13 protein-coding genes are annotated in these 13,522 nt (G+C 63.5%); 5 read left to right on the forward strand and 8 right to left on the reverse strand.

Annotation, left to right across the window (positions count from 1 at the left end; all coding sequences use genetic code 11):
- Positions 1 to 56 precede the first annotated feature (56 nt).
- The gene (glmU, locus tag ACFQL3_RS04455; RefSeq protein ID WP_377051790.1) at positions 57 to 1,253 is read left to right on the forward strand and encodes a bifunctional sugar-1-phosphate nucleotidylyltransferase/acetyltransferase; all 1,197 of its coding nucleotides are present in this window, start codon (positions 57 to 59) and stop codon (positions 1,251 to 1,253) included.
- A gap of 1 nt (position 1,254) precedes the next feature.
- Here the strand turns inward: glmU and ACFQL3_RS04460 are convergent, their stop codons facing one another.
- On the reverse strand, positions 1,255 to 1,827 hold the full coding sequence (locus ACFQL3_RS04460) for a metal-dependent hydrolase (RefSeq protein ID WP_377051792.1): 573 nt from the start codon (positions 1,825 to 1,827) through the stop codon (positions 1,255 to 1,257).
- Positions 1,828 to 1,943: 116 nt separating this feature from the next.
- Between ACFQL3_RS04460 and ACFQL3_RS04465 the strand changes: the two genes are divergently transcribed.
- Complete coding sequence (locus ACFQL3_RS04465; protein WP_377051794.1) at positions 1,944 to 3,002, forward strand: glycosyltransferase family 4 protein; 1,059 nt, start codon at positions 1,944 to 1,946, stop codon at positions 3,000 to 3,002.
- 12 nt (positions 3,003 to 3,014) lie between these two features.
- On the opposite strand, the gene ACFQL3_RS04470 is transcribed toward ACFQL3_RS04465, so the two are convergent.
- Positions 3,015 to 3,353, reverse strand: a complete 339-nt coding sequence (locus ACFQL3_RS04470; RefSeq protein ID WP_377057010.1) for a DUF7510 family protein — start codon at positions 3,351 to 3,353, stop codon at positions 3,015 to 3,017.
- Between the two features lie 108 nt (positions 3,354 to 3,461).
- Here ACFQL3_RS04470 and ACFQL3_RS04475 point away from each other — a divergent pair, with 108 nt between their 5' ends.
- Positions 3,462 to 4,832, forward strand: a complete 1,371-nt coding sequence (locus ACFQL3_RS04475; RefSeq protein WP_377051796.1) for a phosphoglucomutase/phosphomannomutase family protein — start codon at positions 3,462 to 3,464, stop codon at positions 4,830 to 4,832.
- A gap of 57 nt (positions 4,833 to 4,889) precedes the next feature.
- Here ACFQL3_RS04475 and ACFQL3_RS04480 read toward each other — a convergent pair whose 3' ends face one another.
- From ACFQL3_RS04480 to ACFQL3_RS04490, 3 genes are all read right to left on the reverse strand, one after another.
- The gene (locus tag ACFQL3_RS04480) at positions 4,890 to 5,849 is read right to left on the reverse strand and encodes a sugar phosphate nucleotidyltransferase (protein ID WP_377051798.1); all 960 of its coding nucleotides are present in this window, start codon (positions 5,847 to 5,849) and stop codon (positions 4,890 to 4,892) included.
- Between the two features lie 108 nt (positions 5,850 to 5,957).
- Entirely contained in the window at positions 5,958 to 7,760 is a 1,803-nt protein-coding gene (gene glmS / locus ACFQL3_RS04485; RefSeq protein WP_377051800.1) for a glutamine--fructose-6-phosphate transaminase (isomerizing), read from the reverse strand.
- Positions 7,760 to 8,944, reverse strand: a complete 1,185-nt coding sequence (locus tag ACFQL3_RS04490; RefSeq protein WP_377051802.1) for a sugar phosphate nucleotidyltransferase — start codon at positions 8,942 to 8,944, stop codon at positions 7,760 to 7,762. The genes glmS and ACFQL3_RS04490 overlap by 1 nt, the downstream gene beginning before the upstream one ends.
- A gap of 206 nt (positions 8,945 to 9,150) precedes the next feature.
- Between ACFQL3_RS04490 and uppS the strand changes: the two genes are divergently transcribed.
- The gene (gene uppS / locus ACFQL3_RS04495; protein WP_377051804.1) at positions 9,151 to 10,071 is read left to right on the forward strand and encodes a polyprenyl diphosphate synthase; all 921 of its coding nucleotides are present in this window, start codon (positions 9,151 to 9,153) and stop codon (positions 10,069 to 10,071) included.
- Here uppS and ACFQL3_RS04500 read toward each other — a convergent pair.
- The gene (locus ACFQL3_RS04500; RefSeq protein WP_377051806.1) at positions 10,063 to 11,196 is read right to left on the reverse strand and encodes a geranylgeranyl reductase family protein; all 1,134 of its coding nucleotides are present in this window, start codon (positions 11,194 to 11,196) and stop codon (positions 10,063 to 10,065) included. The genes uppS and ACFQL3_RS04500 overlap by 9 nt on opposite strands.
- A gap of 116 nt (positions 11,197 to 11,312) precedes the next feature.
- On the opposite strand from ACFQL3_RS04500, the gene ACFQL3_RS04505 reads away from it, so the two are divergent.
- The gene (locus tag ACFQL3_RS04505) at positions 11,313 to 11,624 is read left to right on the forward strand and encodes an AbrB/MazE/SpoVT family DNA-binding domain-containing protein (protein WP_377051808.1); all 312 of its coding nucleotides are present in this window, start codon (positions 11,313 to 11,315) and stop codon (positions 11,622 to 11,624) included.
- A gap of 35 nt (positions 11,625 to 11,659) precedes the next feature.
- Here the strand turns inward: ACFQL3_RS04505 and ACFQL3_RS04510 are convergent, their stop codons facing one another.
- Positions 11,660 to 13,000 (reverse strand): RNA-guided endonuclease TnpB family protein, encoded by a 1,341-nt coding sequence (locus ACFQL3_RS04510; RefSeq protein WP_377051810.1) that lies wholly within the window; start codon positions 12,998 to 13,000, stop codon positions 11,660 to 11,662.
- A 141-nt stretch (positions 13,001 to 13,141) separates the two neighbouring features.
- Positions 13,142 to 13,519, reverse strand: coding sequence for a MarR family transcriptional regulator (locus ACFQL3_RS04515; RefSeq protein ID WP_377051812.1), 378 nt, complete (start codon positions 13,517 to 13,519; stop codon positions 13,142 to 13,144).
- Between the last annotated feature and the right edge of the window lie 3 nt (positions 13,520 to 13,522).

The following is a 13,522-nucleotide window of genomic DNA, read 5'->3' on the forward strand; positions in this document are numbered from 1 at the left end:
GAAGCCCGTTCTGTTCGATCCGTAGCTTTATTTGAGCCTCCCGTTGTCGAACGAGTATGGACGCCGTCATTATCGCCGCCGGCGAAGGAACCCGGATGCGCCCGCTCACGCGTGGGTGCCCCAAGCCACTCCTCCCACTCGGAGAATCGACGCTTATCGAACAGACCATGGACCGCTGTGCCGATGTCGTCGACCGGTTCGTCGTCGTCATCGGCTACATGGGCGAGACGATCGAAGCGCGCGTCGGGCCCGAGTACAACGGGATCCCGGTTGAGTACGTCACGCAGGAGGAAGCGCTTGGGACCGCCCACGCAATCGGCTGCGCCGAGGCGGCCGTCAACGGTCGCTTTCTCGTCATCAACGGCGACGTCGTCATCGACGATCGGCTTCCCCGCCAGCTAAGCGAGAGCGAGGGGGCGACGATCGCCGTCCAGCCAGTCGATAATCCGAGTTCGTACGGCGTGGTCGAGACCGAGTCCGGCGAGGTGACGACGCTCGTCGAGAAGCCCGACGACCCGCCGTCGAACCTGATCAACACGGGCATCTACGCCTTCGAGCCATCGATCTTCGAGTTCATCGACCGGACCGAAAAGAGCCTGCGCGGCGAGTACGAGATCACCGAAGCGATCGAGTTACTGATGGCCGACGACCGTTCCGTCGCTGCAGTCGAGTACGACGGTCCGTGGCTCGACGTGGGCCGCCCCTGGGAGCTACTGAACGCCAACGAGGCCGTCCTGAGTAATCTCGACGGACGGGTCGACGGAACCGTCGAGGACGATGCCCATCTGCACGGCGAGGTCGTCGTCGAAGCGGGCGCGCGGATCCGCTCGGGCGCGTATCTCGAAGGGCCCATCGTGGTTCGATCGGGTGCGGATATCGGCCCCAACGCCTACGTCCGCGGGTCGACGGTGATCGGCGAGGACGTCCGCATCGGGAACGGGGTCGAAGTGAAGAATTCAGTGATTATGGCGGGGAGCGCCGCCGGCCATCTCGCCTATATCGGCGACTCCGTGCTCGGCCAGGACGTCAACTTCGGCGCAGGGACCAAGGTCGCGAACCTGCGCCACGACGACGAACCCGTCTCGATGCTCGTCAAGGGTGACAAGGTCGACACGGGCCGACGAAAACTCGGCGTCGTCGCTGGCGACCGGACGAAGACGGGGATCAACACGAGCCTGAACGCCGGCGTGAAACTCGGCGTCGAGACGATGACGATGCCCGGCGAGTCGGTGTTATACGACAGAAACGACTAGGCTACGTCGAATCCCGACTCGGGGCGAGTTCCTTCCGGAACCGGTTGCGGAGATAGGACAGGCCCGGGCGGCCATCGGCCCACCACACGCCGATAGCGAGCGCAACGAGGGCGAACTCGAACAGAACGTAGTTCGAGAGATCGAACGCGAGGAAGGCCCCGATGATGGAGGGACTGCTGTTTTCGTACGGCGGAACGGACAGCAACGGCCAGAGCAGAAAGTTGCCCATAGCGACGTCGCCCCACACCACTGACGGAATGGCGTCGACGACCACGTGTGAGAGAGCCCCGATGGCGAACGCGATAGCCCACTCGCTTCGCAGTCTGCGCAGGCGTTTGCAGGCCACGTAGATGGCGACGGTGAGCGGCACCAGGACCAGCAGTGTGTGCGCAAGCGTCCGGCCAGTGGGGAGGATACCGAACGTCCACGAGAACGGCTTGTCGATCAGGTCGGGGAACTGTGTCCCGACTGCGAGGATGATCGTCGCGATAGCCAGTGGTCGGCGGTCGCCTCGCGAGCGTGTGTAGGCTGAATACAGGAGATAGCCGACCGCCGCATGTCCCCAGGGCCACATATACCGTGCTTGTGGACGCCCACATAAATATCGACAGATGCTGCCGCCGCCTGCCTTCTCCGGCACGAAGTTATATACTGCTGACCGACAACGCTGTAACAAGTGAATCGATGAATATGGCTCCGAAAGTACTGCTGCTAGGATGGGGGTACCCCCCGAACATTACGGGCGGACTGGACACCGCGATAGCGGAACTGTACGAACAGCTAGCGCCGAGAGACGACGTCGAGGTCGAACTCGTGTTGCCAGAAGAGTTCGCTCCCTCGGACCGGCCCGGGATCCACGGCGTCCCGACCGGCCAGGGCGACATCGTCACGCGCGTGGGCCGCCTCGCCAGCGCCTTCTCCAACCGTGCGGAGGACGCCGATATCATCCACACGAACGACTGGTTCGGCTACGAGCCGGGCTCCAGAGCTAGCTCCGCCCACGACGTCGAGTGGATCACCACGTTTCACTCGCTCTCGGTCGACCGGAACGTCAACCCCCCGCAACGGGAAGTGCGGACGGAACAGCGGGTTGCCGACCAGGCCGACGAGCTAGTCGCCGTCAGCAAGTTCACCCGGGACCGCATCCGCAAGGAGTACGACGCCGACGCGCGGGTCATCTACAACGGGTTCTCGTCCGTCGAGCCGACCGGCAAAGACCTCAAAGCCGAACTCGATATCGACGGCGAGATGCTCTTTTTCGTCGGTCGCCACACCGACCAGAAGGGGCTTTCCTTCCTCCTGCATGGTTTCTCGAAGCTCCAGCGCGAGGACGTCACTCTCGTCCTCGGGGGATCGGGTCATCTGACCGATCAGCTCAAGCGGTTCGCCGAGTTGCTGGACATCGACGACCAGGTACAATTCGTCGGCTACGTCAAACAGGAGGAACTCGGCGATTACTACAACAGCGCGGATCTGTTCGTCTCGCCGTCGCTTGCCGAGCCGTTCGGCATCACTATCGTCGAGGCGCTCTCGGTCGGCACGCGGGTCGTCGCCAGCAAGAGCGGGGCAACGGAGATCCTGCCGGACGACTGTGTCATTCAGGTCCAACCGGATTCGGACTCCATCGCGGACGGGATCGACCGCGCGCTTTCGATGACGTCGCCGATCGAGTACGAAGAGCACACCTGGGCGGAAGTCGCCGACGAACACGTCGAACTGTACAACGATATCCTCGACGAGGAAGCGTAGCCCTCCCCTCGGTCACCGCAGGAATCGGATGTCGGTCACCGGTTCGGGATGCACGATGATGTAGCCGTCCGCGGTGGACTCCATTCCCTCGATCGATGACGTATCGGCCTGTGACTGGTACGGCGTCGTCTGTGATTGGGCCTGCGAGCCATAGGAACTCTGGTAGGGCGTCTGGCGTTTCGGCTCCCGATCGAAGTCCTCCGGCGGCAGGTAGATCTGCTCGCCCGACTCGGAGCGGACGATCACTGCGGTATCCCGGTCGCCGGAAACCACGATCTCGGTCTTCTCCTCATCGATCTCCATCTCGAAGGTGACCGGTGCGTCTGTCGCGTCGTCGGCGTCGTTCGACATTCCCATGGGTGATAGTTGCGCGTCCAGAACTTAACGGTTCGCAGAGTGCGCCATATATCACTGCCCAAATAGGTAATCTATTGGTATTTGGCGTGTTTGTACTCTCACATGGATCAGATCTCCTTTGGAACCGATGGCTGGCGCGCAACCCTCGATACGTTCACCGAAGAGCGAGTCCGGATCGTCGCACAGGCGGCCGCCTCGTACTTCGACGAACAGGACGCCGAGACGGTCGGCGTGGGCTACGATGCGCGCGAGACATCGCCCGGCTTTGCCGAGGCAGTGATCGAAGTCCTCTCGGGGAACGGTCTCGACGTCGTCACGAGCGAGCGCGACTGCCCGACACCAGTGCTGGCGTGGACGCTGGACGACCGCGACCTCGACGGCGGTATCGTCGTCACGGCGAGTCACAACCCGCCGGAGTACAACGGCATCAAGTTCCTCTCGCCCGACGGGTCGCCGGCCGGCGAGTCGGTGACGAACCGCCTGGAGGAGTTACTCGCAGAGCCAGACCTGCTGCCCGAGGTCGAACGCGGCACCGTCACCGAGGAGCCACTCGTCCCCGAGTACCACGCCCACGCGCTGGCGTACGCCGACACCGACCTCGAGGACCTCTCGGTCGTCTACGACGCGATGCACGGGAGCGGCCGTGACGTCACCGACGCGCTGCTCGAATCTGCCGGTGCGGACGTCGAGCGACTCCGCAACGAACTCGATCCGACGTTCGGCGGGGGGTCGCCCGAACCGACCGCCGAGAAACTCGAAACACTCGTCGAGCGCGTCACCGAGAGCGGGGCCGACCTCGGCGTCGCGAACGACGGGGACGCCGACCGCATCGCCATCGTCACGCCCGAGCGTGGCTTCCTCGATCCGAACCTGCTGTACGCCGCGCTGTACGAGTACCTCCTCGAATCCGGGAGCGGCCCGGCGGTCCGAACCGTCTCGACGACGTTCCTCATCGACAAGATTGCGGCCGCCCACGGCGAGGAGACCGTCGAGGTCCCGGTCGGCTTCAAGTGGGTCGCCGAGGGGATGCGCGAGTCCGACGCGCTCTGTGGCGGCGAAGAATCGGGCGGCTTCGGCCTCACCGATCACCTGCTGAACAAGGACGGCGTGTTGCTGGCGCTGGTGATCGCCAGCGCCCACGCCGAGCGCTCGCTCGACGACCGGATCGACGACATCCTCGCTGAGTACGGCGAGATCTATCAGGATCGGATCAGCGTCGACTGCCCCGATGCGCGGAAGGAAGCGGTACTCGGCGAACTGGACGACTCCCTCCCGGAGTCGATCCTCGGCCTCGACGTCGACCGCGTCGACGAGAAGGACGGCTTCAAGATCTTCCTCGAGAACGGTTCCTGGCTGCTGGTGCGACCCTCGGGCACCGAGCCGAAACTCCGCGTGTACGCCGAAGCCGACAGCGACGAACAGGTCCGGAACCTGCTCGAAGCGGGCCGGGACATTATCGAACCGCTGATCTAGCGGCCGCTTCGCTCACCCTTTCAGCAAGTACAGAAAAACGCGCGAGACCGGTCGCCCCTACTCGTCCATTACCGAAATATGGCTGAGGATCGACTCGGAGATCCGGAGGTCCTCGACCGCGACGTCCGTGTCGAGGATCGTCCCGTCGACGTTGCAGTTCTCGACGGTGGCGTCAGGGAAGACGACCGTCTGTTCGAGCGTCGAATCCCGAACCGTCGCGCCGGCCATTACGTGGACCGTCTCGCCGATCTCACAGTTTTCGACCGTTGCGTCGGGATCGATCTTCGAGCCACCGTCGAGTTTCCACTCGACCGTCTCGAGATACGAGTCGGCGGTGCCGATATCGAACCAGACGTCGTCGAAGGTGAAGGCGTACACCGCCTCCTGTGACTGCAGCCAGTCGATATACCATCCGGGTTCGTCCGGGTTGTTCTCGCCGGCGAGGTATTCGGCAAAGCGCACGGAGTCGGCGGGGAACGCGTAACACGCGATAGAGACCAGCGTGCTCTTGGGATCGTCGGGTTTCTCCTGGAAGTCGACGACCTGATCGCCGTCGAGGTCGACCAGCCCGTAGGATTTGGCTTTCTCCCGCGAGCCGACGTCGTAGGCGGCGAGGGTGGGGGCGTCGTTCTCCTCGTACTCGTCGAGGAACTCGCCCAGCTCGAAGCCGATGAGGTTGTCGCCCGCGATGACGAACAGGTCGTTGTCGACGTCCTCGCGCTCGACGAGTTGGGAAAGCGCGCCGACGACGCCGAACTTCTCGTCCTCGCCGGTCGTATCCTCGACCGAGAGCTGCGTTTTGTCGTACCCCTTGTCGGCGATATGTTCTCTGAACGTCTCCGCGAACGCTTCGTTCGTACTCAGGTAGACGGTCTCGATGCGGTCGTCGTCCTCTAACTGCTGCAGTATCCGATCGATAACGGTCGTATCTCCGACTGGGAGCAGCATTTTCGGCCGGTGACGGGTGATCGGCCACATTCGTGTCGCGAATCCTCCTGCCAGAACAATAGCGTCCATACGTGAGATGCTCAGTCAAAGAATAAAAAGGTAGTGTCATTCATGAGCCATTTGTCGCGCCATCAAACGGCGACGATCCGCCTCGGAGACCGCGGGCGACGTCGCGGCTCACTCCACGGTGACGCTTTTCGCGAGGTTGCGCGGCTTGTCGATCGGGCGGCCGAGGTCGTGGGCGATCCAGTACGCGAGCACCTGCAACTGGACGTTTGCGAGCAGCGCGGCGATCTCCGGGTCGGTTTCGGGTACCGACAGGACGTGCTGGGCGTACTGTTCGACGGTCGCCTTCCCGTCGGTGACGGCGACGACCGGCGCGCCGCGGGCCTGGACCTCCTTGACGTTCCCGACGGTCTTCCGGGCGCGCTCGTCGTTGCCGGTCACCATCGCAATGATCGGCGTCTCGGGCGTGATCAGCGCGAGCGGGCCGTGTTTGAGTTCGCCAGCGGCGAAGCCTTCCGCGTGTTCGTACGAAATTTCCTTCAGTTTGAGCGCGCCTTCGAGCGCGACGGGGCAGTGTGGGCCCCGTCCGATGAAGAAGTACGCCGAGGAGCCGGCTAGCTCCGCCGCCACCTCGCGGGCGCTGTCGTCGTCGAGGATCGACTGGACCTGCTCGGGGATCGCCCGGAGCGCGGCGATACGGTCGGGGTCGACGTCGTCGCCCGTGAGCCACAGCGCAAGCAGGTGCAGGGCGGTCTGCTGGCTAGCAAAGGTCTTGCTTGCAGCGACGCCGATCTCGGGGCCTGCTCTGACAAAGAGGGCGTGATCGCACTCGCGCGCCGCCGAGCTCCCGACCGTGTTGGTCACGACGAGCGTCTCCGAACCGGCGCTCTGGGCGGTCCGGAGCGCGCTCAGCGTGTCCGCGGTCTCGCCGCTCTGGGTAACGCCGATGACCAGCGGGTTCTCGCCGGCGAGGGTAGTCTCGTCGTACTCGTTCGCGAGGAACGTCTGGGCGGGAATCCCCTGTGCGCGCAGTAGCTGTGCGCCGTACAGCGCAGCGTGATAGCTCGTACCACACGCCACGAGGTGGATCCGCTCGACGCTCTCCCGATCGAGGTCGAGATCCAGCGAGACGCGGCCGTCAATCTCGTCGACGCGGCCGCGCAGGCACTTGCGAAGCGCGCGAGGCTGTTCGTGGATCTCCTTGAGCATGTAGTGCTCGTAGCCGCTCTTGCCGGCGTCCTCGGGGTCCCAGTCGATGGTCGAAACGGACTTCTCGATCTCGGCGCCCGACGCGTCGGAGACGGTCACGGCCTCGGGCGTGACGCGGACGAACTCGCCGTCGTCGAGATAGGAGACGCGGTCGGTGTACTCGATGAAGGCAGGCACGTCGCTCGCGAGGTAGTAGCCGTCGTCGCCGATCCCCAGCACGAGCGGGGAGTCCTGCCGGGTCGCGAGCAGTTCGTCCCCGCCCTCGAAGACGGCGACGACAGCGTAGCTCCCTTCCAGACGCTCGATCGCGCCGCGGAACGCGGTCTCGCGCGAGCAGCCCCGCTCCAGCGCGTCTTCGATCAGGTGCGGGATCACTTCGGTGTCGGTCTCGCTCTCGAAGGCGTGGCCACGCTCTAAGAGTTCGGCTTTGAGCGTGTCGTAGTTCTCGATGATGCCGTTGTGGACGACTGCGACCGAACCCGAACAGTCGGTGTGGGGATGGGCGTTCGCGTCCGACGGTGGGCCATGCGTGCTCCAGCGCGTGTGGCCGATGCCGACCGCAACGTCGTCGGGATGCTCCTCGTCGAGCGCCTGGGTCAGCGCCTCGACTTTCCCCTCGCGCTTGACGATGGTCAGCCCCTCGTCGGCGAGTGCGACGCCCGCCGAGTCGTAGCCCCGGTATTCGAGACTCGTTAGCCCCGTATCGAGGACGTCGAGCGCCGCGGGAGTGCCGCTCCGGTCGACGTAGCCGACGATGCCACACATTATCGGACCACCTCCTGTCCGGGATCGATGGTCCCGTCGAGCGTGACGCCCGTCGCCGCGGTGACGTCCGGCCCGACGAGCGTTCCGGGGGCGACGCTGACGTCGCCACCCAGTTCGGCTCGATCCGCGATCACGGCCCCCAGCGATTCGTCCTCGAACACGCGGGTTCCGACGCGGACGTCGCCCGGCCCGCCGGCGATCGTGGCTCCCGCGCCGATCCGGACGCCCTGACCGATGACGCAGTCGACCAGCGTCGCGTTCGGCCCGACTCGCGCGTCGCTATCGACAACGCTGTTGTCGACGACGGCGTTCGCTTCGACCGTCGCGTTCTCGCCGAGACAGACGTTCGGCCCGAGCACCGCGCCCGGCCCGACGACGGCGTCCTCGTCGATAGCGATCGACCCACGAAGCGTGGCGCTCTCGTGGACCGTTGCACTCTCGGGGATCTCGTTGGGGGCCTCCGGCAGCGCGTCGTGGGCGAAGAGCTGTCGGGCAACGACCAGCAGGTCCCACGGGTAGTTTGCGTCGACCCAGAGCCCCTCAGTTTCGACGGCGCGGATCGGTTCGTCACTGTCGAGCATGGTCTCGATTGCCCCCGGAAGCGTCCGCGTTCCGTCGCCGCTCGACGCGGTACGGATCGCATCGAACACGCTCGGCTCGAACCCGTAGACGCCGGCGTTCAGGCCGTAATCCGCCGGGATGTCCGGCCCAACTGCGACGTCGAGGACCTGCCCGTCTTCGACGTCGACGCCGTCGTACGCCTGCGCCCGACTGTCGTCGAGGACTGCAAGCGTGGCCTGCGCGTCGGTGTCGGTATGTGCGCCGACGACCGCGGTGACGATCTCCGACGCGACGATCTGGTCGCCGTTGAGAACGACGAACGGCCCCTCGACGGCGTTTTCGGCCTGTAGCAGGGCGTGGCCGCTACCGAGTTGTGTCTCCTGTCGGACGTAGTTGATCGACGCGGCCCTGTAAGTCGACCCGACATGATCCTGCACGCGCGTGTTCTTGTAGCCGACAACGACGTGGATCTCCTCGATCCCGGCGTCGATCAGCGAATCCAGCACGTGATCGATGATCGGCCGGTTGCCGGCGGGTAACAGCGGTTTCGGCCGGTTGTGTGTCAACGGCCGCAACCGTTCACCTTCCCCGGCGGCGAGGACGACAGCGGACATCACAGTCATGTTACGTGGGTAATACTATATGGCTACTTAACAATGGTGAAAGTCGCAGGTGCTGCGGTTTCAGCCCCTATTGCTGGTTTATTTCAGGTTATATGATATATAATCTCAGGCGAAAATACCCCCTTGTGGCTCCCTCGGGCGGCCCGTGCAGGGTTCGGATCAGAAAGTACAAACCGGCGCGTCTGCTTACTCGTTAGCAAACAGACATGAGTCGGTGGCTCCGGGAGACGATCGCGTCGGTCTACGAGCGAGCGTTGCGTAGCGGCATCGAGGAGGTGCCGACACACGTCGCTGTCATCCAGGACGGGAATCGACGGTACGCCCGCAGTGAGGGCGCGGAGAAATCGGATGGGCACCGACAGGGGGCGCAGACGACCGAGCAGGTGCTCGAATGGTCGCAGGAACTCGGGATCGAAGAGCTCACACTCTATGCCTTTTCGACGGAGAACTTCGAGCGCCCTGCCGACGAGCAGGAGGCGCTGTTCGATCTCATCGAGGGGAAACTCCGGGAGTTCGCCGACGCCGACCGGGTTCACGAGAACGGCGTCTGCATCCGCGCGCTGGGCGAAATCGACCGCCTGCCCGAGCGCGTCCAGGACGCCGTCGAGTACGCCGAGGAGCAAACGCGCGGGTACGACTCGTTCGTTCTGAACATCGCACTCGCCTACGGCGGGCGTTCGGAGTTGCTCTCTGCGACCCAGCGCATCCTCCAGCGCGTCGACGAGGGGGTGATGGAGCCGAGCGAGATCGATGTCGAAACGGTCCAGGAACAGCTCTACGACCGGCCGGTACGGGCCGTCGACCTGATCATCCGGACGGGCGGCGACGAGCGGACGAGCAACTTCCTGCCGTGGTACGCCAACGGCAACGAGGCCGCAGTCTACTTCTGCACACCGTACTGGCCGGAGTTCTCGAAGCCGGAGTTCCTCCGCAGCATCCGCACCTACCAGCACCGCGAGCAGTCGTGGCGACAGACCCGGCTCAGCCGGGCGCTGACGCTGGTCGAGGCGTTCCGAGAGACGGAGACCGAGGAGGCCCAGCGGATCGTCGACGGGCTAGAGGACGTCACCGAGTCCGACGAGCGGACCGGTGTGTCCCTGCCCGACGAGGACGCCGAGTCAGCGTGAGACGAGCGCTTTGAGCTGGTCGCGCGAAAACAGCGACGTGGGCCGATCCATGTGGACGCCGATCTCGCCCGAGAGCGCGCGCAGTCCCGCCCGCTGGACCGATTCGGGTAGCGAGTACGCACGCCGGAGCAGGTGGCCGAGTCGGATCTCTCGCGAGAGGTCCTCGCGCCAGGCCTGCTCGTACCCCTGTAGCGTCGGCGGCCAGTCGGGATCGATCTCGCGGACTGCGTGGTCCGCACAGGTCATGCCGTAGAGGATACCCCCGCCAGTGAACGGTTTGGTCTGGGCGGCGGCGTCCCCGAGCAGGAAGCCCCGGCGCGTCGTGACGCGGTCCGGTGGGCCGATCGGGATGGCCCCCGAGCAGGTGCGGTCGAGGTCGACGCCGTAGCTCCGCTGGAGTTGCTCGAACTGTGCCTGGACGCTATCGCCTGGCGGGGCGGCCAGTCCGTACTCGACGCCCGCGTCGCCCCGCGGGATGCGCCACGCGAAAAACCGCGGCGCGGTGAGGTGGACGTCGACGTACTCCTGATGGTCGGGGTCCGGGTCGAAGCCGAGCACGCCGTGGAGCAGTTCGTCGGGTTCGTCAAGGCCCAGGGCGTCCCGGACACGCGAGCGCGGCCCGTCGGACCCGGCGATCATCTTTGCCTCGACGGTCGTCGTGTCCTCCGGCGTCGAGACGGTGAGTTCCACCCGGTCCTCGCGTTCGTCGATCCCGGTGACGGTGTGGTGTTCGCGAACCTCCGCGCCCGCCTCGCGAGCGAGGTCGGCGAGGTGGCGATCCAGCCCGACGCGGTCGATCACGTTCGAGATGGTTTCGTCCTTGTAGAACGGTTCGGCGTCGTCGAAGTGTTTCCCGGCCTCGCGGGCACGGTCGTCCGCGGGGCCCGTTCCGTTCGCTGGCTCGTCGATGTGAAAGCGGGCCCCGCGGATCCGGTTCTGGAGGAGTTCGTCGCGGGCGTCCGGGCCAGTAAAGCCCCAGATGTCGGTGCTGACGTGGCCCGAACAGGCCAGCGGCGCGCCCACCTCCCCTTTCTCGAAGACGACGACATCGTGGCCCTCCTCAGTGGCACGTCGTGCGAACCGGGCGCCCGCGGGTCCACAGCCGACGACGGCGAAATCGTACATTCGTTGCTAATACGTCATCGGCCGGAAATATATACGCTCTGTGTTATCGGTGATGAGTTCGACAGAAACGGGACGCCGACGATACTCCCAAATATTACTATGACAAAGTAATACTTATGTCAGAGAATACCGCTTCCAACGGTGACGAACGGATCGTCTCGGTCACCGAAAAGGGGCAGGCCACGATCCCCAAGCAGCTTCGAGAAAAGCACGGGATTCAGGCACCCGGACGCGTCAAATTCGTCGAGAACGAAGAGGGGGAGATCGTCGTCCGCCCTGTCGGGTCGATGGGTAAGTTTCACGGACTGGACCGTGACGCCGACACGGATCGCCCAGCGACGGCTCTCCTGCGCGAAGAACGCGAACGGGATGAGGAGCGACTGGACGAGCTGATCGACCGGATGTCAGCGGAGACCGATACGGAGTGAAGTACCCCGCGCACGGTGGCGCGGGGCGTCCGTGTTTAGTCCTGCACAGCTGAGGCAACGGTCTTTAATTCCTCTCGCGCTTGACTCTGAGAGTCTTGCGCCGACGTTCCGTGTCGGTGAACACCCGAAGCGTAAATTGCTCCGTGAGAGTCGGGGCCTCCACCAGCCCCCGATGCCGCCCATCTCATCTTCTTCACGCGGGGAAGCTTGTTGAGAGACGGCACATTTCCAGTTTCTTCGTCTAACCAGTTCTGCACAACGCACACCGCCGCCTTCCTATCAGCATGGTCTTGAAAACCACACTTCTCGCACTTGAACCGTTTCTTGTGGCGATTCGCTCGTTCAGTGTGCTGGCACTCCGTTCTCGGGCATCGCTGACTCGTGTACTCAGGGTCAACCTCGTCAGAGGGAATCCCGTCCCACGCAGCTTTGTACGACACCATGTTTTGGAGTGCAGCGAACGGCAGTGAGTGGAGGCGACGGTTCATTCGCGTTCCGTAGTCGATGGAGTCTCGCATGTCTTTGAGGTCTTCAAAGACAAAAAGCGGGTTCGTGAACTGCGACACCCATTCAACTACTCGACGCGATACTTTGTGCAGACAGTCGTGAACATAGTCGCGTTCTTCAGTTTGAACGACCGTCTCGAACGCGGTCTGTCCTGCTTTCTGCATCCGCTTTCGCTTGGTGAAAAACTCGTGGCGCTGTTCTTTCACCGACGGATACTCAAACACTACTGAGTCCTTTATTGCGCCGTCACGACTCATCGCAGCGAGAGCGATGCAGTCCTCGTTCACATCCACGCCAACAATCGTATCTGCATCGACTTTGTTGGCGACTCGATGCGTCTCGTGTGTGACGGTAACGTGGAGCCGCCACTCGTCGTGTTTGTGAACAACTTCAGCCGTTCCAACCCGCCACTCATCGTCGTTGAACGCTGTCTGGAGTCGGTCGAAGTGGTCGGGGCTGCCACGGAGTTCACCTTTGAGGTGGGTGCCTCTCGTGGCCGTGACTCGGAACCGAATTAACCCACCATCTTCGGGGAATAGGCGGTAGCCTTCTTCGTGGTTCATCACCATCGGGTACATCCCGTCGATGTAGGGGTATGGCCGACCCCAGTCGTCGTCTTTGTTGTCGTGGTACGTTTCGATTTCCCCCAGTGCCTTGTCAACGATGAGTTGACTGGTGTTTTTGACGTGGTTCGCGTTATCCACGACAGTTGATTTGATGTCACTCCAGTCACCGCCTTGTCGGTCGAGGCGGTTGGTTTCGTTGCGGATACGTCGTGATTCGAGACAGCCGGTTTGCAGGTCGTCGTCACTCCCCGTGTGGATGTCTAGTCCGAACGACAAGGTTTGGGTGAGTTTGGACGACTGCACTGTATTCTGGTATGATTTGGGACTTGTTAAAAGTTCGTGCTGTGACGCGCTTCACCCCCGACCACGGTGGGTCGGGGTACTCGCGCTGCTATCCTTTATAGACGACATCGCCTCGCTCGAAAACTGGTGCCTCTTCGTCGGTCACGCTTCGTCCTCGGCGTCGACGCTCGGATGTGGTTCGTTTGGTGCGTGCTCTTGCCATGCGTCCTTCTCTTCATTCCCAAACTGCTCGTTGAAGAGGGCAGTTGCACGTTCGTAGCCACTGTACTCTTCGAGCCGGCCCTCGTCATTCGTTATCGCCCAGAAGGTTGCCTTGTGCTCGACGAGGTCGCGACGCTTCAGTCGGGAGAGTGCTGTGCTGACTGCCCCCTCATCGACTTCGATCTGTGTGGCGATTTCACGAGCTTTGAACGCACGGTCGTCGTGGGCCGCGAGAAATCCGAGCACCTGCTCCGGAACAGAGAGCTCTTCGAGTTCCGATTCGCTCGTCTTCTCGAACGTTTCTCGGTCAATCGACATCGT

The organism is Natronoarchaeum sp. GCM10025321, from assembly GCF_042663585.1.
In the GTDB taxonomy this organism is placed as follows: Archaea; Halobacteriota; Halobacteria; order Halobacteriales; family Natronoarchaeaceae; genus Natranaeroarchaeum.

Coding starts and splice junctions, on each gene's coding strand:
- glmU (WP_377051790.1), top strand. CDS start 57: ATGGACGCCGTCATTATCGCCGCCGGCGAAGGAACCCGGATGCGCCCG.
- ACFQL3_RS04460 (WP_377051792.1), bottom strand. CDS start 1,827: ATGTGGCCCTGGGGACATGCGGCGGTCGGCTATCTCCTGTATTCAGCC.
- ACFQL3_RS04465 (WP_377051794.1), top strand. CDS start 1,944: ATGGCTCCGAAAGTACTGCTGCTAGGATGGGGGTACCCCCCGAACATT.
- ACFQL3_RS04470 (WP_377057010.1), bottom strand. CDS start 3,353: ATGTCGAACGACGCCGACGACGCGACAGACGCACCGGTCACCTTCGAG.
- ACFQL3_RS04475 (WP_377051796.1), top strand. CDS start 3,462: ATGGATCAGATCTCCTTTGGAACCGATGGCTGGCGCGCAACCCTCGAT.
- ACFQL3_RS04480 (WP_377051798.1), bottom strand. CDS start 5,849: ATGGACGCTATTGTTCTGGCAGGAGGATTCGCGACACGAATGTGGCCG.
- glmS (WP_377051800.1), bottom strand. CDS start 7,760: ATGTGTGGCATCGTCGGCTACGTCGACCGGAGCGGCACTCCCGCGGCG.
- ACFQL3_RS04490 (WP_377051802.1), bottom strand. CDS start 8,944: ATGACTGTGATGTCCGCTGTCGTCCTCGCCGCCGGGGAAGGTGAACGG.
- uppS (WP_377051804.1), top strand. CDS start 9,151: ATGAGTCGGTGGCTCCGGGAGACGATCGCGTCGGTCTACGAGCGAGCG.
- ACFQL3_RS04500 (WP_377051806.1), bottom strand. CDS start 11,196: ATGTACGATTTCGCCGTCGTCGGCTGTGGACCCGCGGGCGCCCGGTTC.
- ACFQL3_RS04505 (WP_377051808.1), top strand. CDS start 11,313: ATGTCAGAGAATACCGCTTCCAACGGTGACGAACGGATCGTCTCGGTC.
- ACFQL3_RS04515 (WP_377051812.1), bottom strand. CDS start 13,519: ATGTCGATTGACCGAGAAACGTTCGAGAAGACGAGCGAATCGGAACTC.